At 28.3% G+C, this 23,053-nt stretch carries 21 protein-coding genes and 1 pseudogene; 10 read left to right on the forward strand and 12 right to left on the reverse strand.

From position 1 onward, the window contains the following. Positions 1-214: 214 nt before the first annotated feature. Positions 215-604 carry a hypothetical protein gene (locus L8U41_RS02780; protein ID WP_263725442.1) on the reverse strand — a complete coding sequence of 130 codons (390 nt, stop codon included), beginning with the start codon at positions 602-604 and terminating at the stop codon, positions 215-217. A 529-nt stretch (positions 605-1,133) separates the two neighbouring features. Between L8U41_RS02780 and L8U41_RS02785 the strand changes: the two genes are divergently transcribed. Continuing rightward, on the forward strand, positions 1,134-2,054 hold the full coding sequence (locus L8U41_RS02785) for a helix-turn-helix transcriptional regulator (RefSeq protein WP_263727756.1): 921 nt from the start codon (positions 1,134-1,136) through the stop codon (positions 2,052-2,054). 87 nt (positions 2,055-2,141) lie between these two features. On the opposite strand, the pseudogene L8U41_RS02790 reads toward L8U41_RS02785, so the two are convergent. Next, positions 2,142-2,567: pseudogene (locus tag L8U41_RS02790) on the reverse strand (PD-(D/E)XK nuclease family protein); the annotation flags it as partial. 108 nt (positions 2,568-2,675) lie between these two features. Between L8U41_RS02790 and L8U41_RS02795 the strand changes: the two are divergent. From L8U41_RS02795 to L8U41_RS02810, 4 genes are all read left to right on the forward strand, one after another. Further along, on the forward strand, positions 2,676-3,224 hold the full coding sequence (locus tag L8U41_RS02795) for a hypothetical protein (protein WP_263727758.1): 549 nt from the start codon (positions 2,676-2,678) through the stop codon (positions 3,222-3,224). Continuing rightward, positions 3,221-3,544: an agmatine deiminase family protein gene (locus L8U41_RS02800; protein WP_263727759.1), complete on the forward strand. Its 324-nt coding sequence runs from the start codon at positions 3,221-3,223 to the stop codon at positions 3,542-3,544. The genes L8U41_RS02795 and L8U41_RS02800 overlap by 4 nt, the downstream gene beginning before the upstream one ends. 184 nt (positions 3,545-3,728) lie before the next feature. Then, complete coding sequence (locus L8U41_RS02805; RefSeq protein WP_263727760.1) at positions 3,729-5,651, forward strand: AAA family ATPase; 1,923 nt, start codon at positions 3,729-3,731, stop codon at positions 5,649-5,651. Between the two features lie 13 nt (positions 5,652-5,664). Beyond that, positions 5,665-6,357, forward strand: coding sequence for a hypothetical protein (locus L8U41_RS02810; RefSeq protein ID WP_263727761.1), 693 nt, complete (start codon positions 5,665-5,667; stop codon positions 6,355-6,357). On the opposite strand, the gene L8U41_RS02815 is transcribed toward L8U41_RS02810, so the two are convergent. After that, on the reverse strand, positions 6,349-7,686 hold the full coding sequence (locus tag L8U41_RS02815; RefSeq protein ID WP_263727762.1) for an McrC family protein: 1,338 nt from the start codon (positions 7,684-7,686) through the stop codon (positions 6,349-6,351). The genes L8U41_RS02810 and L8U41_RS02815 overlap by 9 nt on opposite strands. Continuing rightward, complete coding sequence (locus L8U41_RS02820; RefSeq protein WP_263708202.1) at positions 7,670-9,523, reverse strand: McrB family protein; 1,854 nt, start codon at positions 9,521-9,523, stop codon at positions 7,670-7,672. The genes L8U41_RS02815 and L8U41_RS02820 overlap by 17 nt, the downstream gene beginning before the upstream one ends. A 218-nt stretch (positions 9,524-9,741) precedes the next feature. Here L8U41_RS02820 and L8U41_RS02825 point away from each other — a divergent pair, with 218 nt between their 5' ends. From L8U41_RS02825 to L8U41_RS02840, 4 genes are all read left to right on the forward strand, one after another. After that, the gene (locus tag L8U41_RS02825) at positions 9,742-10,386 is read left to right on the forward strand and encodes a hypothetical protein (RefSeq protein WP_263727763.1); all 645 of its coding nucleotides are present in this window, start codon (positions 9,742-9,744) and stop codon (positions 10,384-10,386) included. A gap of 63 nt (positions 10,387-10,449) precedes the next feature. Continuing rightward, positions 10,450-11,919 (forward strand): DUF2779 domain-containing protein, encoded by a 1,470-nt coding sequence (locus L8U41_RS02830; protein WP_263727764.1) that lies wholly within the window; start codon positions 10,450-10,452, stop codon positions 11,917-11,919. 127 nt (positions 11,920-12,046) lie between these two features. Continuing rightward, positions 12,047-12,196, forward strand: coding sequence for a hypothetical protein (locus L8U41_RS02835; protein WP_263727765.1), 150 nt, complete (start codon positions 12,047-12,049; stop codon positions 12,194-12,196). 68 nt (positions 12,197-12,264) lie between these two features. Beyond that, positions 12,265-13,590 (forward strand): WG repeat-containing protein, encoded by a 1,326-nt coding sequence (locus tag L8U41_RS02840; protein ID WP_263727877.1) that lies wholly within the window; start codon positions 12,265-12,267, stop codon positions 13,588-13,590. A gap of 383 nt (positions 13,591-13,973) precedes the next feature. On the opposite strand, the gene L8U41_RS02845 is transcribed toward L8U41_RS02840, so the two are convergent. Genes L8U41_RS02845 through L8U41_RS02860 form a run of 4 tightly spaced genes read right to left on the reverse strand, consistent with a single transcriptional unit; the run spans position 13,974 to position 17,441 of the window. Further along, positions 13,974-14,306: a hypothetical protein gene (locus tag L8U41_RS02845; protein ID WP_115645612.1), complete on the reverse strand. Its 333-nt coding sequence runs from the start codon at positions 14,304-14,306 to the stop codon at positions 13,974-13,976. After that, a complete protein-coding gene (locus tag L8U41_RS02850; RefSeq protein ID WP_263727766.1) occupies positions 14,293-15,429 on the reverse strand; it encodes a PD-(D/E)XK nuclease family protein in 1,137 nt (378 codons plus the stop codon). Before L8U41_RS02850 ends, L8U41_RS02845 begins: the two co-directional genes overlap by 14 nt. Before the next feature lie 2 nt (positions 15,430-15,431). After that, entirely contained in the window at positions 15,432-15,782 is a 351-nt protein-coding gene (locus L8U41_RS02855; protein WP_115645616.1) for a hypothetical protein, read from the reverse strand. Positions 15,783-15,791: 9 nt separating this feature from the next. Beyond that, positions 15,792-17,441 carry a WG repeat-containing protein gene (locus L8U41_RS02860; RefSeq protein ID WP_263727767.1) on the reverse strand — a complete coding sequence of 550 codons (1,650 nt, stop codon included), beginning with the start codon at positions 17,439-17,441 and terminating at the stop codon, positions 15,792-15,794. A 97-nt stretch (positions 17,442-17,538) separates the two neighbouring features. On the opposite strand from L8U41_RS02860, the gene L8U41_RS02865 reads away from it, so the two are divergent. Continuing rightward, on the forward strand, positions 17,539-17,835 hold the full coding sequence (locus L8U41_RS02865) for a hypothetical protein (protein WP_263692525.1): 297 nt from the start codon (positions 17,539-17,541) through the stop codon (positions 17,833-17,835). A gap of 37 nt (positions 17,836-17,872) precedes the next feature. Here the strand turns inward: L8U41_RS02865 and L8U41_RS02870 are convergent, their stop codons facing one another. The 4 genes from L8U41_RS02870 to dnaE all read right to left on the reverse strand — a co-directional run bounded on the left by L8U41_RS02870 (position 17,873) and on the right by dnaE (position 23,006). Next, entirely contained in the window at positions 17,873-18,052 is a 180-nt protein-coding gene (locus tag L8U41_RS02870) for a DUF262 domain-containing protein (protein WP_263727768.1), read from the reverse strand. A gap of 27 nt (positions 18,053-18,079) precedes the next feature. After that, the gene (locus tag L8U41_RS02875; protein WP_263727769.1) at positions 18,080-18,907 is read right to left on the reverse strand and encodes an SIR2 family NAD-dependent protein deacylase; all 828 of its coding nucleotides are present in this window, start codon (positions 18,905-18,907) and stop codon (positions 18,080-18,082) included. 9 nt (positions 18,908-18,916) lie between these two features. Beyond that, the gene (locus tag L8U41_RS02880; RefSeq protein WP_263682185.1) at positions 18,917-19,345 is read right to left on the reverse strand and encodes a hypothetical protein; all 429 of its coding nucleotides are present in this window, start codon (positions 19,343-19,345) and stop codon (positions 18,917-18,919) included. 67 nt (positions 19,346-19,412) lie between these two features. Further along, positions 19,413-23,006 carry a DNA polymerase III subunit alpha gene (gene dnaE / locus L8U41_RS02885; RefSeq protein ID WP_263727770.1) on the reverse strand — a complete coding sequence of 1,198 codons (3,594 nt, stop codon included), beginning with the start codon at positions 23,004-23,006 and terminating at the stop codon, positions 19,413-19,415. Positions 23,007-23,053: the final 47 nt, after the last annotated feature.

A 23,053-nucleotide genomic window follows, 5' to 3' on the forward strand; every position in this document is an offset into this window, starting at 1 on the left:
ACCCTCTATACAAGGAAATGGAGCGCATTGATACTTATTATCCGTTAAAACCATCATTGCTAGAATCTATCGCTAAATTATCTCTTAGCTTTTGGAATGGTAATTTCAATAAATGATATATTGTCACAACATATACTAAAAATCCAAAAGAAAGTAGTATATTATAATGCAACATAACACTATTTAAAAAATTTTCAACTACATTTTTTATACTTCAATTAGTATTTACACTTTTTGAATTTGTATTTTGGTTAATACTTGTGTTTTGCTCCCACAGCCTATCAAGCATAACATTAAAAAGCTTAGTGGTATTAGTTTCATTGCTTTTGGATATATAGTTTTTAACATCATCAACCCTTGTTTTGATTTGATTTTTTTGAGTATTTGCATGAAAGAGTGCTTTTAGCTCTTGTTCGTGTCTTGTTTTCAACTCCTGAGTAATTTTTGTGAGTTCATTATTTACACTCAAAGCTAAATTTAAATCACTTTGACTTTTTTCTAATTTTGCGTTTGTGTTATCTAGCTTAAGATATAAAAATACATTAAGTATAAGCATTAGAGCTAAAGCAATATAAAGCTTTGTATTGTTAAATAAAAATGACATATTATTTGTAGTTTAAAGTAGGTTTTTGTATAATACTTTCAAGGGTTAGCCGTAGGTCTGACCCCCTATGGCTTAATCTAACCCTAGAAAGTAGGTGATTAAATTTGAGCTATATAATCCACATAATCTTTATAATTATACTACTTTGTATAATTATAGTCAAGGCTTATTAACCTTGTCCCCTTTTTTAGGGGGATTATGTGGTAACCTACTCTAAGCTTACTCCTTTCTAAAATTTATTCGTGATTTCTAATTTTATATTTGATAAATCTTGTTGATATAGCAAATCATATAATTTTTTACAAGCTTGTCTGCTTTGACCGACACTTTCATCACTCTTAATTAAACCTAGTAAATTACAACCTTCTGTATTCTAATAATTATATATTTATTATCTTTTACTCTCAAACATTGTTTTCTAAATAAACTTTCATTTCCAAACTATAAGTTTTACAGCGTTTATAAACTAGACTTTATTTGTTTATAAAGCAATTATTGTTAATATTTTTAAAAAATTTAGAGAAAAATCATGAAAGATCTTAAAAAATACATCGCAAATTCCAAACTAACACGCCTTGAAGTTTTATATGAAAAATTAGTAAAGTCTGAAAATGGCATAACCATAAAAGAACTAGCCCAAGAACTCAATGTAAGCGCTAAAACCATAAAAAGAGATATGCAAGGGGTTTTTGAGCCTATGGGGCTTATTAAAAATGGAAGAAAATGGCGTATTGATACAAGCAAAGACATTCAAGAGCAAGATGATGAAAAAATAATCCTTGAAGTGCTTGATACCATGGCAAAAAGTGCCGGAAATAGCTTTTATGCTAAGGCTCATCCCCTACTTTCTAAACTTTCTCAAAATATCTCTAACCCCATCCATACTAGCCTAGATGCAGAAAAGCTAGAAGAAAAAGATTTAAGCAATTTTCAAATTCTTGAACAAGCCATCAACACCAAAACACAAATTGTCTTTAAATATGAAAATAAACTTTTCCAAGTAAAACCTTTAAAACTAGCTTTTTTTAGTGGATTTTGGTATTTGCTTGCTTTTGATATGAAAAAACGTGATATTTTCAAAAAATTTTATTTAAAAAATATCCAAAACATCACCCTAACCCAAGAGCATTTTCAAACCGATGAAAGTTTAGAAGTAAAACTTCAAAGAGTAAATTCTATATGGTTTAGCCTTGATAAGCCTTTTACAGTAAGGCTTTTAGTAGAAGAACCTATACGAAAATACTTTGAAAGAAAGCCTCTAAATTCACAAATCATCACTGGTAAAGACAAAGATGGCTCCATAGAAATAGAGCTTGAGATAACTCATGAAATGGAAATTTTACCTTTAGTGTATTATTACATACCTTATGTAAAGGTTTTAGAACCTGATTTTATAGCAATTAAAGTCAAAGAAGTAGTTAGAGAATACCTCGATCAAATAAGCAAATGATTGCTTATTTGTCAGGATTTTAATACTTTCTTAGCTTCATTTAAAGCTTTTTTAATCGTGTCATTTTCTATAAAATTTTTTATCAATTTCATTGTTTTTAACTTTTTCTTTTATGTGTTTTATGTAGTCTTTGAGTTGATTTGGCTGATCTTTTGCTTTAAGTTTATTTTCGATGATGATATATCTTTTATCTTTTAAACTTATAAGTATATCGATCCTTCTATTATCTTTTGTACAAGCTTCTGTTTCTACGCTTTCTATATCATGGGCTGTAAGATTTTTAAATTTCTTAGCCTTTGTGTATCTTCCAAGCTTTTTTAAAAACTCATTTGCAAAAAGCTCTTGATAATGATCATCATGTGGATCTATCAAATAAGCTATAAATTTAGAATGATAAATTTCCATTTCTTGTACGCCCAAAGATTCAAAAATATTTATATCACTCATGCCTTTTTTGGTATTTTCTTCAAATTTATCATTAACCCTTAATAATTCTTCAATAAAATTTTTCATTCACAATGCCTTTAAAATAATTTTCACAATTATACTACAAAAATATAGACTACCATTGTCTGCTTTTTTTAGCTATGATTTTTCAAATCATTCAAAAAAAGGATAAAAATGCTTCAAACCATGAAACACATCCTAACTCACACCGATGAGACTTTACTTGCAAAGAAATTTGGTTATAACAATGTAGAAAAATTTACTAAAACAAAAACTTTGTTTTTAGAATGCGAAAGCATACAAGAATGGCTTTTAAAAGGACATTATGATATGGTAAATTCCTCTTTAGAATTTATGCAAAAATTTGATTTTATTTTAGATAAAGAAATTTTGAATTCAATTTTAGAACAAAGTATTTTATTAAAAGATAAATACACAAAATTACAAGAAGCAAAAGCCATCATAAAAACAAATTTTAAACGCAAAAGCGAACCTTTGCATACTTTGATGTTTTTATCTCATTTACGCGTGCTTAAATTTCCTATTAGCAATGATATGCTCTATCTTGATAAAACACAAATCATGCAAAAACTCAAAGAACTAGCTATAAAGCATTATGAAAATTCACAAGGCAAATTAAAGCTTTGGGGAGATATCTTACAATATGACATTATTTATGATGATGAGTTATTAGTTTTAAGCATGCAAAAGAGCGATGAATGATAGCTATTTCTACACTTTTATCATCAAAACATAAAATAATTTATCAAAATCTTGTGCGAAATTTTGCTCAATTTAACATCACTTTTAAAGAAATTCCAAGTAATGATATATGGTTAAGAGATTTCATGCCTTTAGTGTATGAAAATACGGCGACAAGTTATATTTATGATCCTGATTATCTTAGAAATTATCCACATTTAAAAACCACTATAAAACCTTTAAAAAATCACTTAAATTTAATCCTTGATGGAGGTAATTTCATAAGAAAACATGATGTTGCCTTTATGTGTGAGAAAATTTTTAGCCAATCCAACACTTAGCAAGGAAAGCATTATCCATACTTTAAAACAAAGCCTAAATTTAAAACACATAGTCTTTTTACCAAGACTAGCTTATGATAGATACACACATAGCAATGATATTAATAATTATTCATAACTAGACAACTAAAGTCTAGTTATTTTGTTTATAATTGCATTATATATCTTAGTTTAAAGGTTTATAATGCAAACAAATACTTCTACTCTTACTCACATTGCGGATTTTGATTATTACTCACATAATGTAAAAGTCATCTCACTACACGCACAAATGCTCTCAAACAGCAAACAAATCAAAAAAGATTTTTACAGCGAATTTGAAGATACACTAGAAAAAGATAATAAAATCCCTAGTTTTATCTATAAACAATACTCCAAATTTATCTATCCTAGCTTTTTAAAGAAAAATCTAAGTTATCTTAAAAAATACTTAAATTTTACTCAAGCAGAATGTGATGTGTTTGCGTTTTTTTACTATGCAAACAAAGGTAGATTTGCCCTACACCAAGGTTATAGCACTGCTTTGGGCAAAAAGATCATAGAAAAAATTTTCAACCACACTTCAAAAGATGTCAATAAAGCCTTAAGTGATGATTCTATGCTTTTTAAGCTAGATGTCTTGTGTTATTATGATAGCGATGCCTTTGGTATAGATGTAAATAATTTTGAAAGCATTTTCACTCAAGATATTAGCAAAACTACACTTATGGGTGAGTTTTCTTATTTTTTACCTAAAACTAGACTAAATTTGAGTGATTTTGACTATATACAAGAGGAATTAAATACCATCATTACTTTTTTAAAAAAACGCCAAAAAGGAAATATTTTTATATATGGAAAAGCAGGCGTAGGCAAAAACGAGCTTAGCGCACTCATAGCTAAAGAGCTTGGAAAAGAAGCATTGTGTGTTAAAGATTGCGAAAATGATAAAAAATCAAGTAGAATTTCAAATTTTTACGCACTTAAAAAGATACTCAATCCAAAAAAACAAATGATAGTCTTTGATGAGTGCGAGGATAGTCTTTGCTATGATTCTTTAAAAGAGAAATTAAAAATCAATAAAATCTTAGATGAAGAAAATGGCATTTGTGTATTTTTATCAAATTCTAAAGACATGGATGAGGCGTATTTGAGGCGTTTTGATGTGATTTTAGAGCTTGAAAGTATGCCTAAAGAAAAGAAAATTCAAAATATAAAAAAGTTATTTAATAAAAAAAATATAAAAATAGATGAGGTCATTATAGAAAATATAGCTTCTCATCCTGAACTTTCTCAAGGGGTTATTTTAAAATGTGCAAACAATGCTAAGATCTTTAAAAGCAAAAGTCAAGAAGTATTTGTAAGATTGATCAATGAAAATTTAAAAGCAAGATCACTTCAGGGCATTTCAATACCAAAAAAAGACAAAAAATACGATTTAAGCTTGATAGAATGTGATTTAAATTTACAAGAACTAATAAACAATATCGATAAAAATTCAAGTTTGAGAATTTTAAGCTATGGCATAGCAGGTAGTGGAAAAAGCGAGTTTGGCAAAGAACTAGCTAATGTTTTAAACAAAACTTTACATTCTTATAAACTTAGTGATATTTTAGATCCTTTTGTGGGTAATAATGAAAAAAATATCGCAAACATTTTCAAAAAAGCTTCTAATGATAATGCTATCTTACAACTTGATGAAATCGATGCGTTAATTTATAGTAGAGACGAAGCAAATAAAAGCTGGGAAAAAAGCTTAGTCAATGAAATGCTTATGCAAATGGAAAATTTTGAGGGTATTTTCATAGCTTCTACAAACTACCTACAAAACCTTGACAAAGCTAGCATAAGAAGATTTGATCTAAAGATAGAATTTCAAGCATTAAAGCAAGAAAAGCTTTTAAAGGCTTTTGATTTTTTTGCTAAAGAATTAAATTTAAGCTTTGATAAAAAGCAAATTTCAAAAAGGCTCTTAAGACTTCAAAACATTTGTTTGGGCGATTTTGCGCTAATTCTTAGACAAAATAAAATTTTTATAATCAAAAACGCCGATGAATTTTTAGAAAAATTAGAAAAAGAATCAAAACTCAAGTCAGATGATGAAAAAATCAACATGGGATTTTTATGAAAAGGATAAAACTATGAACATAACACTTCAAGGAACAATACACAAATGCTTTGTGTTTGGATTTAATGATATAAAAGCAAAAGAACACATTAAAGCATTATACGAAACAAATAATGATGAGTTTAATTTCCAAACACAAATTCAAAATACAGAAAATATACAACTACTAAGCCAAAGTTATCATTTAGAAAATGGATATTTTTTAGATGTAAATACTCAAAGCAAACTTTTGTCTTTTGAAAATTTTTTAAGTCAAAATTATGCGGATTTTAAACATTTTTGTGTTGTTGAATTTATAAAACATAATGCAAAAATATACTATAAATTAAAAAAAACAAATACAAAAAGCAAACTCTATCATCTTGTAAGTGCATATGCCTTTCCTAAAAATGGCTGGATAGATAAAAAAGTGCTAAACATCAATGACATCTCACCTTATCAAAACATACTTATAGAAGGGTTGTTTTATATTAAAGAGCAAGAATTGCTAGAAATTATAAAGCAAAATGAAAATTTGATAAGAAATAATTTTTATTTAAAAGATTATGATTTTTCAAAAGGTTTAAAAAAACTTTTAGATGTGAGTTTGGATATTTTATTTGCTAATATTAGCACGAAAAATTTTAAACCCTATAAACTAGAAATAAACTCTATCGCTCACGAGGATATAGAAAGAAAGATTTCTTTTGTTAAGCTACTAAAATGATTGTTTTAGTAGCTCTTTGATCCTTTCTATAAATTGCGTTTCTTTTTGGGTAATATACTCAAGAGTGATTTCTTTATCTTGACTATCTTCAAGAAAAATTCCATCAACTATAAATTTATACTCATCTGAAAGGATAGAATTTTCACTATGGCATTTGGCTTTTTCAAATTCTTGCATAGGATATAAAAGTCCACCTAAAAGCACCTTGCCTATCTTTTGATAATACCCCATATAAGTATGAATTTGAAATAAATCATTTCTGTCTAAATCTCCCATACCATTTTGGCTTCTACCTTCCATTTTCATTCTTTTATATTTAGTATCAAAAACCATATATGTATCATCTTTAGACAAAACAATATCAGGTATTATATAGCGTTTATAAAAGCTATTTTTATAAATTTCAAGCTTTGGAGAATCAACCATATATTCTTCAAAATTATTTCTTAAAAGTTTGCTTATATAAATTTCAAAAAGCTCTGCTATATTAACGATAAAACCATAACTTTTTTGATCATTTTTATTTTTACTAGTAAAATTTTGACTTTCTATGATCATTTTTGCATATTTTAAAAGCTCTTTGTAGTTTTGATAGTTTTGATTTCTCAAGGCTTTGCTAGAAAAGGCTTTATTTAAACTTTCTTTTATAAAACAATGCTCGCTTTTATTTTGCACTAAATAGGTTTTTATATGCTTTACATTTTTTAAAAAGCTTGAATTTTTCTTTTCTATGACTTCTAATGCTTTGTATAATACATTAATAATATGCACATCTTCTATTTGCTCTCTTGTTTTTGTAGCAACCTTTGCTTTTAAAGGGATATTGTGTTTTATAAATTCAACCATATCGATATTTCCCTTAAAGCGCAAATCGTTGTATTTTTTACTTTGATAATTTTTAGGCAAACCTATCAAAAAACTTTTTTCAAGTTTTTGCACAAAGATATAAAAAAGTATAAACTCACTTATATTGCTTTCCTTTTTTACATCTTGATAAATACTCACATCATCGACAAATACATCATTAGCAAAATTTAGCATTCTTTCTAAAAACTTCTTGCCAAACCTGGAATTTATCTCAACTTCCAAACCATTATAAGAAATTTTTCCTATATAATTTCCACTAGCAATTTGCCTTTTATTTTCTTCAATCGTTCGCAATGAAATGATAGGATTTTTAGCATTTTTGCTTAAAATTTTTTCATCATCATTGAAAAAAGAAAAGAAATTTCCATTTTTTATAAAATCTTCAAAATACAAATCAAAATCTTGTATTCTTGAAGATTTTTGATCTATTTCTATAAAGCTATTATCATTTATTTTTATCATCGTTTTTTTCTATAACAAAAAGTTTTTTTAAATTATCCAAGTGTGTTTGTATTTCTTTTTCATTATATTCGCTTCTTAAATACTCTTTTAAAAGCGCTTCAAAGCGGTTGCTAAAAAGTTTTTTCATATCACTATCTTTAATCTCATCATTTTTAAATTCAATTTTTAGAAAATAAGAATGTCCAAGTTGATATTTTTCACCTATATCTTTACTAATTTTATCGTTTAATTTTTTACAAGCTTGTGCGTATTCTTCGTTATTGCTGGCATAAATTTCATTTTTTATTACATCATAATCACATGTCATTTCTTGCCATATAAAACGTCTTCTAAGTGCTAAATCAAAACTATCTATGCTTTTATCTAAATCATTCATAGTTCCTAGTAAAAACATATTTTCAGGTACATAAAAATCCTCATCATCTCTCATAGAGGCATATTGTGTTTTTATCTTGCCTTTTTCTCCTCTATACTCAAGCGCATAAAGTAATTCTCCAAAAACCCTAGATAATTCCGCACGGTTAATCTCATCAGCTATGAAAAAATACCCATGATCACTTAGAGCTTCATTAAAATTTCCTTTTTCTAGTTTTTCTAAAAACCCTTTTTCTTCTTTTTTTGCTTTATCACAAAATTCTCTAAAAATTCCATTTTTAAGTTCAAGTTTTAATTGTCCATTTTCAATCCCTGCAGGTTTAATACCTTCTATAAAATCTTCATAAGAAAAACTTGGGTGAAATTGAGTGATAAGCATCTGCTCTTCATTGCTAATAAGATTTTTTATATTATTAACCATAGTATAAGTTTTTCCTGTTCCAGGAATTCCATGAAAAATGATATTTTTATGTGTTCTTAAAAGCTCCAAAAAACCTTTTAAATTACTACTTTTAATATCTGCCTTGCCACATAAATTTGCAAAGCTATAGGCTACCTCGTAAAGTTTATAATACACACTTTGATTTTTATCATTTTCAGCTAATTTTTCTTTTGTAATTAAAGCAAAATCAGACTTTTTTATCTTATCAATCAAATTTAAAAATTGATCTAAAATATAATATCTTGGAAGATTATTTGTTTTTTTTACTTCAAGTTTTTCCAAAACAAAATCAAAATATACTTCTTCTTTACATTCATTATCAAAATTATATTCTTTTGGATTTTCATTTAATATCTCAAAGATGTACTTAGCGGTATTTACAGAAGCATCATTTGCAAGTGGAAATTTATCATCTTTAAATTGTAAAAAATATGCTAATTCTCTAGCAGTAGCTTTCATGCCTTCCACTTTATCAAGTGCTACTAATAATTCTGTTAAATTGCTACTATTACTTACTGCATCATTTATTATTTTAAGATTATCAACTAATTTTTTTTCATCTTTTAATAAATTCGTAGCATTACCTTGCATTTTAGCACTATTTATACTTTTATCCCACCATTTTTCAAAAATATCTTTTTTAAAATTACCCTGATTGAAATCTATCTCGTCTATTTTTTCTTTACCAAATGTTTCGCTAAAATTATCCACAATTTTGCTTTTTGTTTTTAAAAATTCACCATTTTCATCAAATTTAATATGTATAGTACTTTTATTACTATAATCGTTTAAATATTCCTCAAAAGCACCTTTTAATTTATCAAATACCTCACTATTATCTTCATAAATTTTCTTGGTTAATTCTTTAAACCTTAATTCAATATCATCATTTTCTAAAATTACACTATTTCTTTCTCTACCAAATTTAGTATGATAAATATAACATTTTCCATCTTTATCAAAAAAATAAGCAAAATTTTTATTTTTATTTTCGTTTAATCTAGTTTTTAAATCACTCATTGTTTTCCTTAGTTTTGATTTTTATAATTATAACTTAATTTTTGCATTGTTAATTATACCAAAATAAAAAAATAAAAAATAGACAAACACCGTCCGTTAAAATAACATATAATTACAACAAAATTAAAAACTATTGTAAATCTATAACATAAGGAGGTATTAAAAAATAAAAATCAACATAAAAATTTAAAATAACAAATCAAAAACAAAGGAATAAAATGAAAAAACTATTTTTAATTTTAAGCATGTTAATGTGTATATGCTTTACTTTTGCCAATGCTGAAGTAAATTATACAACAGCACAACAAGATATAACAATAGAAAAAACTATAGATAATAATACAAGCACAAAAATAGCTCAAGAAGATTATACCAATACAATAATCATCACCATAGCTATCTTAATATATATCATCATAGCCGCAGTGCTTGTGTATTATGGATTAAAAGGTAAAGTGATTATATATAGAAATACAATAGATCTTAGCTTGTGTGTTGGATTATTTGCTGTATTGCCTTTAGCCTTTATAATCTTTATGACATTATTTCTAATGCGAATAGAAAGAGATACTGCGCTAATGATTATGGGTGTCATTGCTTTTATATGGGCATGCGTTGTATTATATATAGCATACACAACACTAAGAGATAATCGTAATAATCCATTACTAATGATTTTAATACTACCTTTAAAAATAACATTAGGATTATGGTATGGACTTAGTATTTTTGCAGTTTTTAGAAAAAGCAATCTTAAAACCGTAGCGCAAAGAAGAGAAGAAAAACAAAATGCGTTAGCACGCTTTGCTTTTTCAAGCGGACTAATTTATGCTCTAATGCGAGATAAACCTTTGAAAAAATAATACTCTAGCCTATTTTAATAAAATAGGCTAAAATTCAAACAAAACAACAAAGAAAGGTAAATAATGTTTTTTTCAAAATCAAGATACACAAGAGGCGCACAATGTGCTAAATCTCTTTGGTTAAATACTTACAACAAAGATGTTTTAAATTCATCTAACAAATCAACAAAAACTGACATAGGTAATAAAGTAGGCGAGCTAGCCTGTAATCTTTTTCCAAATGGAGTAAAGATAGAGTTTGAAGGTAGTTCTTTTGATGAAAAATGCGAACAAACTAGAAAACTATTAGAAAATAACCAAGAAGTGATTTACGAAGCTACTTTTTGCTACGATGGTATTTTGATCATGATAGATATTTTGCAAAATACCAAAGACGGTTTGATCATAAATGAAGTAAAAAGCTCTACATCTTTAAAAGATGTTTATATAGATGATTGTGCTTTGCAGTATTATGTTTTATCAAATTTAAATTATAAAATCAAACAAGTTAACCTGATACATTTAAACAATGAATACTATAGAAGTGATTTTCTTGATATAAATCAACTTTTTAAGATCAATGATATCACAAAAGAAGTTTTATTAAATCAAAACCAAGTTAAAGAAAATTTAAAATACTTTGAAGAAATTTTAAGCAAAAAAGAAGAGCCAGATATAGACATAGGAACACATTGCTTTGATCCTTATGAGTGCGATGGATATGAGTATTGCTGGATTAAACAAAGAAATTTATGTGAAAAAGAAAATGTTTTTAATATACCAAAATTTAAAAAAAGTTTTGAATTTTATTATCAAAATACTTATAATTTTGAAGATTTAGATGATCTATCTATCTTTACCAAAAACCAACAAATTCAAATCAAAGCTTCACTTAATAAAGAAATCTATATAAACAAAGAAAATATCAAAAAATTCTTAGATACTCTAACCTATCCTATATATCATTTAGATTTTGAAACATTTATGCAAGCTATACCTGAATATAAAGGTATAAGACCTTATATGCAAATTCCTTTTCAATACTCTTTACATATAGACCATAAAGACAAGTTAGAACATAAGGAATTTTTGAGCGAATGTGGGATCGATCCAAGATATGAGTTTGCAAAAAATTTAATCAACGATATACCGAAAGATGTTTGTGTGCTTTCTTATAATGCAAGTTTTGAAAAAGGTGTAATAAGGAATTTAGCACTTGCTTTTCCTGAATTTAGCGAACATTTGTTAAATATAGAAAAAAACATCAAAGATCTTATGATACCTTTTCAAAATAAAGATTATTATCATTATAAAATGCAAGGAAGTTATTCTATAAAAAAAGTTTTACCAGCTCTGATCCCTGATATGGAGCAAGCTTATAAAAATTTAAATTTAATCCATAATGGAAGCGAAGCTATGCAAAGTTTTGAAGCTATGCAAAATATGGATGAAAACGAAAGAAAAGCTTACCGCCAAGCCTTACTAGAATACTGCAAACTTGATACCTTAGCCATGGTAAAAATTTTAAAACATTTAGAAGAGCTTGTAAAATAATAACTATATTAAAAGTTACTGCTTAGAGTTTTTATATCAATCTCTAAGCAAAAATTATCAAACTAGACAGCAGTAGTCTATAAAAATACATTATAATAATAACCATATCAATTAAAAAGGAAAACACATGAAAACAACACTTTTAAAACTAGATAAAAAACTTGCTAACAAAAAAATAACAAATTGTGGTGTTATAAAAAAAGATGAAATGTATTATGCAAGTTTTTTAGAAGATTCGATCTTATTTGATATCAATGGAAACATACTAAAAAAATAGCTGGAAGTATTTATAGCTTAAATGATGATTTATATGGATTTTGTAGCACAAAAACAAAATATGGCTTTATAGATAAACAAGGAAATTTAGTTATAGAAGCAAAGTATGATGATATTTATGATTTTAGCGAAGGTTTAGCTAGAGTTGAGCTTAATGGAAAATGGGGTTTTATAGATAAAAAAGGAAATTTCATCATAGAAGCAAAATATGATTATGCTATGGGTTTTAGCGAAGGTTTAGCTAGAGTTGAGCTTAATGGAAAATGTGGCTATGGTTTTATAGATAAAAAAGGGGAGATAATCATAAATAATGAATATGATGAAATTGGCTATAATGAAAAAGAAGAATTATCAAAAATTAAACTTAATGAAAAATATGGTTTTATAGATAAACAAGGAAATTTAGTCATAGAAGCAAAGTATGATGATGCTTGGGATTTTAGCGAAGGTTTAACTGGAGTTAAGCTTAATGGAAAATGGGGTTTTATAGATAAAAAAGGAAATTTAGTTGCAGAAACAGAGTATGATGGTATTTGGAATTTTAGCGAAGGTTTAGCTAGAGTTGAGCTTAATGGAAAATATGGTTTTATAGATAAAAAAGGAAGTTTCATCATAGAAGCAAAATATGAAAATGCTTTGGGTTTTAGCGAAGGTTTAGCTGGAGTTAAGCTTAATGGAAAATATGGTTTTATAGATAAAAAAGGAAATTTCATCATAGAAGCAAAGTATGATTATGCTTTGGGTTTTAGCGAAGGTTTAGCTGGAGTTAAGCTTAATGGAAAATGGGGTTTTATAGATAAAAAAGGAAATTTAGTTATAGAAATAAAATATGATGATATTTTTAATTTTAGCGAAGGTTTAGCTGGAGTTAAGCTTAATGGAAAATGGGGTTTTATAGATAAAAAAGGAAATTTCATCATAGAAGCAAAATATGAAAATGCTTTGGGTTTTAGCGAAGGTTTAGCCGGAGTTAAGCTTAATGGAAAATGTGGTTTTGTAGACAAGCAAGGAAATTTAGTTATAGAAGCAAAATATGATAATGCTTTAAGCTTTAACGAAGGTTTAGCTGGAATTGAGCTTAATGGAAAATGGGGCTTTATAGATAAGCAAGGAAATTTGGTTATAGAAGCAAAGTATGATTATGCTTGGGATTTTAGCGAAGGTTTAGCTATAGTTGTGCTTAATGAAGAATATGGCTTTATAGATAAACAAGGAAATTTGGTTATAGAAACAGAGTATGATGTTGTCTTGGATCTTATTAAGGGTGTTGGATATGATTACATAGGTTTTGAAGATGTAGATGAAAATTGTTGTTATAGTGAGATATTAAAATTTGATACGAATTTATTTTTACTTAAAAAAGGCGAAGAATTAAAACTAAAAAACCTAAATTAATTTAAAATGTTTGCGTGCTTGCTTATAATGCAAGCTTTGAAAAAAGGTGTTATAAGAAATTTAGCACTTGCTTTTCCTAAATTTTGCAAGCATTTGTTAAATATAAAAAATACCAAAGATCTTATGATACCTTTTTTAATAAAAATCATTATAAAATGCAAGGAAGTTTTATAAAAAAGTTTTACTAGCTTTAATCCTGATATAAAGCAAGCTTATAAAAATTTAAATTTAATCCATAACAAAAGCGAAGCTATGCAAAGTTTTGAAGCTATGCAAAATATAAGTGAAAATAAAAAAAGCTCTCCATCAAGCCTTACTAGAATGCTGTAAATTTAACCATGATAAAAATTTTAAAAGCTTAATCCATAGCTTAAAGCTATGGATTAAAATTCGATTTTTAAAACCTCATACACATTTGCCTCATTTGTATAAAAGACATCATAATAACATCCTGTGTATTTATTGTTTTTTAAAAACTGATTGATTATTTTTAGTTTTCTATCATCACTGAGCTTAAAACTTAAAATATGAATTTTAGCTTGTGGATTTAGCACTATCTCTTCATCTATGGTTTTTACTTCACAATGATAATTTTCACTTTCTTTTAAAGCTTCTATTACATTGTAATTGTTAAAAACTTCATGATGGATAAATTCTCTACATAAGTTTTTATGAAAATCATTCCATTTTTCTAGTAAAATATCACGTGTTTTCATTGTTTTTTACTCCGTTTAATTTTTCATTTAATTCTTTGATTTTTTCTTTATTTTTTTTAATAAAATCTCGTATTGTTTCTGCTGTAGATTTTTCATCAAAAACTATATAATTAGATAAAGTGTATCCGTTAAATTCAGGTATTTTCTCTTGAATTTTTTCTCTATCTCCTTGTGATATATCACCTATAAGTCTGATTCCAAAATTTTTCCAATTTTTAGAATTTGTAGTATCAAACCAAGCAAAAGCAAAATATACATCATTATTACTTAAATTCTTTGGTTTGAGTATAAATTGAATATAGCTTGAGCCATTATCAATGCTAAAATCATTATCAAAAACTTTGCAAGTTTCTTCTAAAAACTTATTGATAATATAATCTCTTTCATACATTGATATTTTTGGCAATAATTTTGACTTATTATTAACTAAATCTTTAAACAATTGTTCAAAACCAACTTTACTTTCCTTTTGCAAAAAGCTTATTATATCACTACCATTGCCTATGACATTATTTATAGCATCTTTGTAAAATTCTATAGTTTGGTTTAAATTGCAAAAATTTTTAACCTTTTCTTGAGATTTTTTTAACCAAGTTAAAATTTCTTTCTCATAAGAAATTTGTCTATATAGCACTTTATCGTTGCCTCTTTTTAAGAATAATTCATTTTCAACATTTTCTATATTCCAACCATTTAAACTATTCTCACTAGGATCTCTATCGCCATATGGAGTAAGATAAATCACCGTGATATCTTTCTTTTCTCCATTATTTAATGTATCTATATACCTAGCAATTTGTTGATGTTGATCTTTCGCCCAAATTTTATTTTCTAGTATAATGTGTTTGGTGCCATTATGTATATAAATATCTATATTTTTATATTCTTTTAAGACTTTTACATCATCACTTTCTCTAAACCAATCTTTTAATCCTATCTCATTTAAAAATAAATCTAAAAATAATCTTCCTTGTTTATGATTTTCACTAGGATCAAGTAAAGATTTTAAAATTCCACTATGCAAATTCACCTCATCATGAGCAGGCAAAACCTTTAATAAAGGATTGTAGTTTGATTTGTTTTTTTCCTTAAATTCCTTAAATTGTTCTAAAAAATTTTCCATATTTATTTCCTTTCCATATATAAACTAATAATTTTTATTTTAGCGTAATTTTCATCATCGCAAAACCAAAATTTCATGCGTTCTCCAACTCTATTTTTCTCCAAAGTTTTTAAAATTTTAATAGCGTGTTTTGCTAAATCATTTTTAGGTAAAAATATCACAGCAAAATAACACATCAAATCATACTCTCTATCAACTATTTTCTCATCATAGCAAAAAAATCCTCCTTTATTTAAAATTTCACTTGCATACAACAAATCATCATCATCTAGTCTAAACACACCACTATCTCCATAAATAGACATGTATTTATCATAAATTCTTATCATTTCATTAAGATTATTTCCTCGCATATTTTTCCTTTACACTTTTAACTCTAGCAACCTTAAAATTCTCCAGCCTATATCCTTGCTTATACATTCAATTTGTCTTTGAGAAAAAGGATTAAGGGTTATTTTTCCGTTGTATTCTAAGTAAAATTTATGTCCATTTTTACTAAGCTCATAAATTCCATTGCCCAAATCATTTACATTTTCAAACTGCAAGTCAAGCACAAATTCTCCATTTGTATTAATAAAACCCCATTGATTATCTATACAAACTTGTGCTAAACCTTCTTTAAAATCAAACGCCTCATCAAAATGCTCTTTTATAACAATATTTGCATTTTTATCCACATAAATAAAACCATCACTTGTTAAAACTAATGCCAAACCACAGCTAAAACAGGACATATACTCATACTCATGCTCACAAAGTATCTCATCATTTTGATTGATCAAAAAATATCTATTGTCTTTTTTTACACTTGCTATGCCTTCGCTAAAGCTATTTACCTCATCGTATTTTGCTTCTATGATGATTTTTCCTTTTGTATTAATATAGCCGTATTTACCATCTTTTTTTACTACAGCTAAACCTTCGCTAAAGTTACTTACATCATCGTATTTTGCTTCTATGATGGTTTTTCCTTTTGTATTGATAAAACCCCATTTTCCTTCTACACAAAAGGCTGCTAAATTCTCACTAAAAAACCTAAGCTCATCATACATCACATCGATGATGATTTTGGCATTTTTATCTATAAAGCCGTATTTGTTAGCTATCTTTACGCAAGCCAATCCACCAACAAATTCTCCAACTTCATCAAATTTAGCTTCACAAATTAACATCCCATTTTGATCCATGAAACCAAATTTAGAATTTTCTAAAAACAAAACAAGCTCATCATCAATAATCTTCATAAAATCAAAACTATTCTCACTAAGCTCATTTTTGTTTTTATCTACCAAAGTATATTTAGTCCCTACCCTGACTTTGATCATATCTTTGGCTATAAATTTCACATCCTTATACATAGGATCAAAAATGCAATTTAAATTTACATCAAACAAACCATACAAAAACCCATCAAACACTAGCAAATACTCATCATTTATCAAGCTAATATCATCAAATTTAGCCTCTAAAACAAGCTTTGCAAATTCATTCAAAACTCCGCATTTAACCTTGCCATTGATCTTTTGCTTGCATAAAAATAATTTTTCATTTAGTCTTTTTATACTTAAAAACTCAAAATCACTTAAAAAATTTCCATTCTGATCAATCAATGCAAACACATCGCCTTTTTTGATCTTAAAAAGCTTATCACTGAGTCTTATAATGCCATCATATTCAGTCTTTAAAATGATATTTGCTTGAGTATCTATGATGATATTTTCATTTCCTTGTCGCAAAAGTGCATAATCATTTACAAAACTACAAACATCATCATATACAAGATCCACTACCACCTTAGCCTTAGTATCTATAAAACCCCATTTGTCATTTATCATAACACCTGCTAAATTTTGACTAAAATTTAAAACCTCATCATATAAAAAATCACAAATTAATTCTCCACTGCTATTTATAAAGCTATACTTACCAGCTTTTTTTACCGCCGCAAAGCCATTTTGAAAATCTCTTACATGATCAAATTCATCATCAATAACAATCCTAACTTCTTTCATCACTTTCCTTTATAAAATGAAATTATATTAGAATTTTATAGACTAAGATTGTCTATATTTTATGCTAGAATATCATTTTAAAAATATGGAGGAAAACATGAAAAAGAAAAAAATACCAAGTCAGGTTCCGTTTAGTTTTGAAGATTCTCCCTTTGAAAGCAAAGAAGAGTATCTAGAATTTATCAAAAACATGCCTAAAATAGCTACTTTAGATAAGGCTTTGATAAAAAAATCAAGAGAGAAAAATTTAGCAAATAAAGCCATTTCTTACATACAAAGAAAAACTAATCTAAGCTACAACAATGCTAAAATTTTAAAAGATATCTTATCAAAAGAGTATTTTCGTAAGATAAGAAGCAAAAATAAAGTCCTTGCTAAATTTATGAAAAGATAAAGCCTTAGGCTTTATCTTTGATTACTTCAAGAGAATTTTAACTTGCTCTATACCCCCAAGCATAAGGGCGTTGATAATCAGGTATGTTTAAAGAAAAATTATTTTCTGAAAATATCTTTGATTTTTCCTTATTTTGATCATTTTTACCATCTACTTTACCACACACCAACTCTTTCAAACTCACAACACAAGAATTTACTTTATTTTCATCACTCATTTATAGCCTTTCTAAATTTTAAGCTTATTATATCAAGCTATCTATCATTTCCAAAGCTTTCAAAGCTTTCATCTTAAGTCCTATGCCATTTCTAAAAAACTTTGGAAAATCACACTCATTTGGATTGATCCTTAAAAGTGTTCTAGCTTTGCTTTTTTTACAAAAATCCTCACTAAACATACGCATACTAGGTACAGCTTTACCAGCTCCAAGCTCTATAAGCAAGATGTTTTTACCCTCTAAGGGTTTAAGCCAGTTTTTATAACTTTGCTTTTGTAAAAAATAACGGCTATCATTAAAACTACCATCATTAAACATCAAGATATTTGGCCTTGCTAAACCTTGACATCTAGGGCATTTTGGCAAAGACAAGGCTTTGAAATTTTCCATATCTATATCTAATTCCTCTTGCATTTGCCAAATCAAATCACCACATGCATAATTAAAACATTGTAAATAATTTATATTTCCATGAAATTCATAAATCTTATTCTCATCAAAGCCAGCCTTTTTAAAATGTCCATCTACATTAGTCGTAACGACATAATAATCTTGTTTGCTTTTTGCAAGTTTTAAAAGTATCTCATAACCTTTATGTGGCTTAGTATCTTTGTATAATTTAAATCTATGTCCATAAAAAGCCCAAGCAAGCTGTGCGTTTGTATAAAAATTTGTAGGATTAGCCATGCGTTCAAAGTCTATGTCTAGTTTTTGCAAATGCGGATAAGCCCTCCAAAAACCATCTTTTCCTCTAAAATCAGGCAAACCACTATCTACTCCCATGCCAGCTCCAGCTGTGATGATGATTACCTCTGCTTTGTCTAAAGCTTCTTTTACATAAGTTTGTATTTGCATTTTTTACCTTTAAAAATTTTCATAATCAAATTTCCTAGCCTCATGTAGTTCTTTAGCTACTTCAAGACTCATTTCCCAAAAAACTGCATTCATGGATTTTGGCATGCAATTTTCATCTTCGTATTTTTTGTTTATAGCCTTATAAACCTCATCATTTTCCTCACAATCAACAGCAAGACTACCCAAATAAGGATACAACAAATACCCCACCGGAGCCGTATCAAATACCATAGTTAGTTTTGTTTTTGGAAAATTTTCTTTCATAAAAGCTAAAAATTCATCTCTAGCTTTATAATCTGTCTTGTCTTTGTCAAACAAATCACTATGTTTTGTTTTATTGACATGAAAATCATTATTTGGAATGTTAAAACACATCCAAAAAGATTTTTTACCTTTTTGGATGGTATAATCTTGAATAGTCTCAACCGCTAAAGCCATTTTTTATCCTTTTTATATTGTATTGATATAATTATACTATATAAAATGGACTTTTAATGTCTATATTTTAACCTTTACATTTTTGAGCTATCACATCCATAGCTTCTTGCGAGAGAACAAAATTTGTATGATAAAGCAAGCAACTACCCATATCAAGCACTTTTAACACAAGCTTTTTGTTATTAGTATCTTTTGGATTGTGCCTTGTATTAGCTAGATCATAAATTTCATACACCATATCTTTACTAAGCTTGTTAATATCAAGTTCTATGATATTTTCTTCAAATTTCATAGGCTCTTGGGTAAATTCTTCTTTATTTTCTTTTTTTGCAAAGCTTTTTTTCTTACTAAAAGATTTTAGCTCATTTTCCTTTGCTTCTTCTAGAGTATAAATTTCATTTAAACTAAAGCTTAAGTCATTGTCGTTGTTTTTATATCTTAGTAAAAAGGCAAAGGCTTCATCTTTGTTTTCTTTAAAAAGCGCCTCAACTTTTTCTACTTGGGCTTCAAAGATGATCATATCAAAAGTAGAATAAAAATCTAAAATCACAGCCTTGGCATATCTTTTACCACTTTTACTCATCATCGATTTAAAATCTTCGATCTTTCCTACAACCAAAAGCTCACCTTCGCCTTTGAGTGTTTCAAAGTCCATACTTTTAAAATACTCTATGCCTTCTATTTGACTTGCAAATTTATCTAAAGGATGGCCTGATACATAAATTCCTAAGATTTCTTTTTCATAGCCTAGTTTTTCCATTAGTTCAAATTCTATTTTACTATCATGAAGCCCTACTTTGATATCTGCAGCTATTTCTTCTTCTCCAAAAAGTGAAGCAGTGGAGTTTCTTTTAACTTCAGCAATTTTCCTACTTGTTTCTGAAATAAGCTCAAGATTATCCACTAAGCATTTTCTAGTATAGCCAAACTCATCAAAAGCACCTGATTTTGCCAAATTTTCAATAGTTTTTTTATTAATTTTAGTTGGATCAATCGAACTTATAAAATCATCAAAATCACTAAAACCCTCTTCTTTACGAATTGCCATGATATTTTCTATCGCAGGAATTCCCACACTCTTAATCGCTCCAAGCCCATAAATAATAGCTTCAGAACCATCTTCAAGCTTAGTTGCACTAAATTCTCTTTGGGCTTTGTTAATGCTTGGTGGCAAAAGCTTGATGTTCATTCTTTTCATCTCTTCAATGTATTTTGCGACCTTATCTACATTGCTTTCTTCACTTGTTAAAAGTGCAGCCATAAACTCACTTGGATAATAAGTCTTTAAATACGCTGTTTGAAAGGTTATAAGTGCATAAGCAGCTGAGTGAGATTTATTAAAACCATATTCAGCAAATTTCAAAATAAGCTCAAATAAATCATCAGCCTTTTTCTCATCATAGCCTTGTTTTTTAGCTCCTTCTAGATACTCTGCTTTAAGATTATCCAAAATTTCTCTTTTTTTCTTACCCATAGCACGGCGCACATTATCAGCCCCGCCCAAAGAAAAACCACCGATTTTTTGCACTATTTGCATAACCTGCTCTTGATAAACTATAACCCCATAAGTATTTTCAAGTATAGGTTTTAAATCTTCAAATGCATAAGTTGCAGCCTTTCTACCATGCTTGATATCGATAAAATCATCCACCATCCCACTATCAAGTGGCCCTGGTCTATATAAAGCTAAAACCGCGATTAAATCTTCAAATCTTTCAGGCTTTAACCTAGCATTTAAACTTTGCATACCGCCTGATTCTATTTGGAAAATGCCCAAGGTATTACCACTTTGTATGGTTTTATAAACCTTAGGATCATTCATATCAATCTTTTCCCAAATTACATCTTTACCATAGCGCTTTTTTACTAGCTTAATCGCATTATCAATTACTGTAAGAGTTTTTAAACCCAAAAAGTCAAATTTGATTAAATCTACATCTTCAAGATATTCTTTAGAATACTGCGTAACTAAATGACGCTCATCGTTTTTGCTTTGTCTAAACAGTGGAGCTTTATTCCACAAAGCTTCATTAGATATCACAACTCCGGCTGCATGCATACCTGCGTTTCTATTTAAACCCTCTAGTGCTTTAGCAAAGTCCCAAACCTGACGCCCTTTTGGATGAGAATTTACAAATTCAGCTATTTTTGGTTCTTGCTCATAGGCTTTTTCTAAAGTGATTTTTAGCTCTTCAGGAACTAATTTTGCCAAAGCATCCGCATCAGGTATGCTCATATCACAAACCCTAGCCACATCACGGATTACTCCCTTTGCTAAAAGCTTACCAAAGGTAATGACTTGCGCAACCTTTTCAGCTCCGTATTTATCAATAACATAATCAATTACCTCCCCTCTTCTATCTTGGCAAAAATCCACGTCAATATCGGGCATTGATACACGCTCAGGATTTAAAAATCTCTCAAAAAGAAGATTGTAAGGTATAGGATCTAAATCTGTAATTTTCAAACAATACGAAACCAAACTCCCCGCAGCACTCCCACGCCCTGGGCCAACTGGTATATCTTTTTCCTTAGCTGCAGCGATAAAATCATGAACGATTAGCATATAACCTGAAAATTTCATATTTTTAATAATACTAATTTCTAAATCAAGCCTATCTTTATACTCTTGGTGCTTACTCTCATCGATAAATTGAAGTCTTTCTTCCAAGCCCTTTTTACAAAGATACTCAAAAACTATATCATCATTATCAAAGCTAAATTCTTGATCTTCTTGACTTAAATTTAAGCCGTATTTTTTCGCATATTCACGGGTAAATTTAAAATTTGGTGGTGTTGGATCACCTAGTTTTAATTCTAGATTGCATTTATTAGCTATTTCTTGAGTGTTTTCAATGGCTTCAGGAATATCAGCAAAAAGCTCACTCATTTGCTCTGGTGTTTTTACATAAAACTCATGCACTTCATGTCTTAAACGCCCTGGATCATCAAGCTTAACCCCCATAGCTATACACATAAATACTTCATGCGCAGCTGCTCTTTCTTTAAAAGTATAGTGCGTATCATTGGTTGCGATGATTTTTATATCAAGCTCTTTAGCAAGTTTGATGATAGAATCATCGATAAATTTTTGATCATCAATGCCATGACGCATAATCTCAAGGTAAAAATCATCTCCAAAAACCTTTTTATACCAAAGCGCAGCTTCTTTTGCGCCTTCATAACCTTTTGCGCCAAATTTTAAATTTCTTTCATTTTTGGTATTTAAATGCCAATTAACCTCACCTTGCAAACACGCAGACGAGCAAATCAAACCCTCACTATGTGCTTCTAATAGCTTTTTATTAATCCTTGGGTAATAATACAAACCATGTATATAGCTTTGCGAGCTTAAATACATCAAATTTTTATAACCAATTTCATTTTTAGCAAACAAACAAATATGAAAGCGTTGTCTTGAGCTTTTATCACTTAAATCATCATGATTATGCAAATACGCTTCAAGCCCTATGATAGGTTTAATCCCCTCAGCCCTCATCGTTTTATAAAAATCAATAGCCCCAAACATATTTCCATGATCAGTCATAGCAACACTTGTTGCACCTTGCGCTTTTAGCGTTTTAGCAAGCTCTTTGAGTTTATTTGCTCCATCAAGTAAAGAATATTCCGTGTGTAAATGCAAATGTGTAAATTGGCTCATATTTCCCCTTGTATTTTTTTATTATTATAAAAAAAAACCTTAAATTT

Origin of the sequence: Campylobacter sp. RKI_CA19_01116, from assembly GCF_025771405.1 — a bacterium.
Classification (GTDB): domain Bacteria; phylum Campylobacterota; class Campylobacteria; order Campylobacterales; family Campylobacteraceae; genus Campylobacter_D.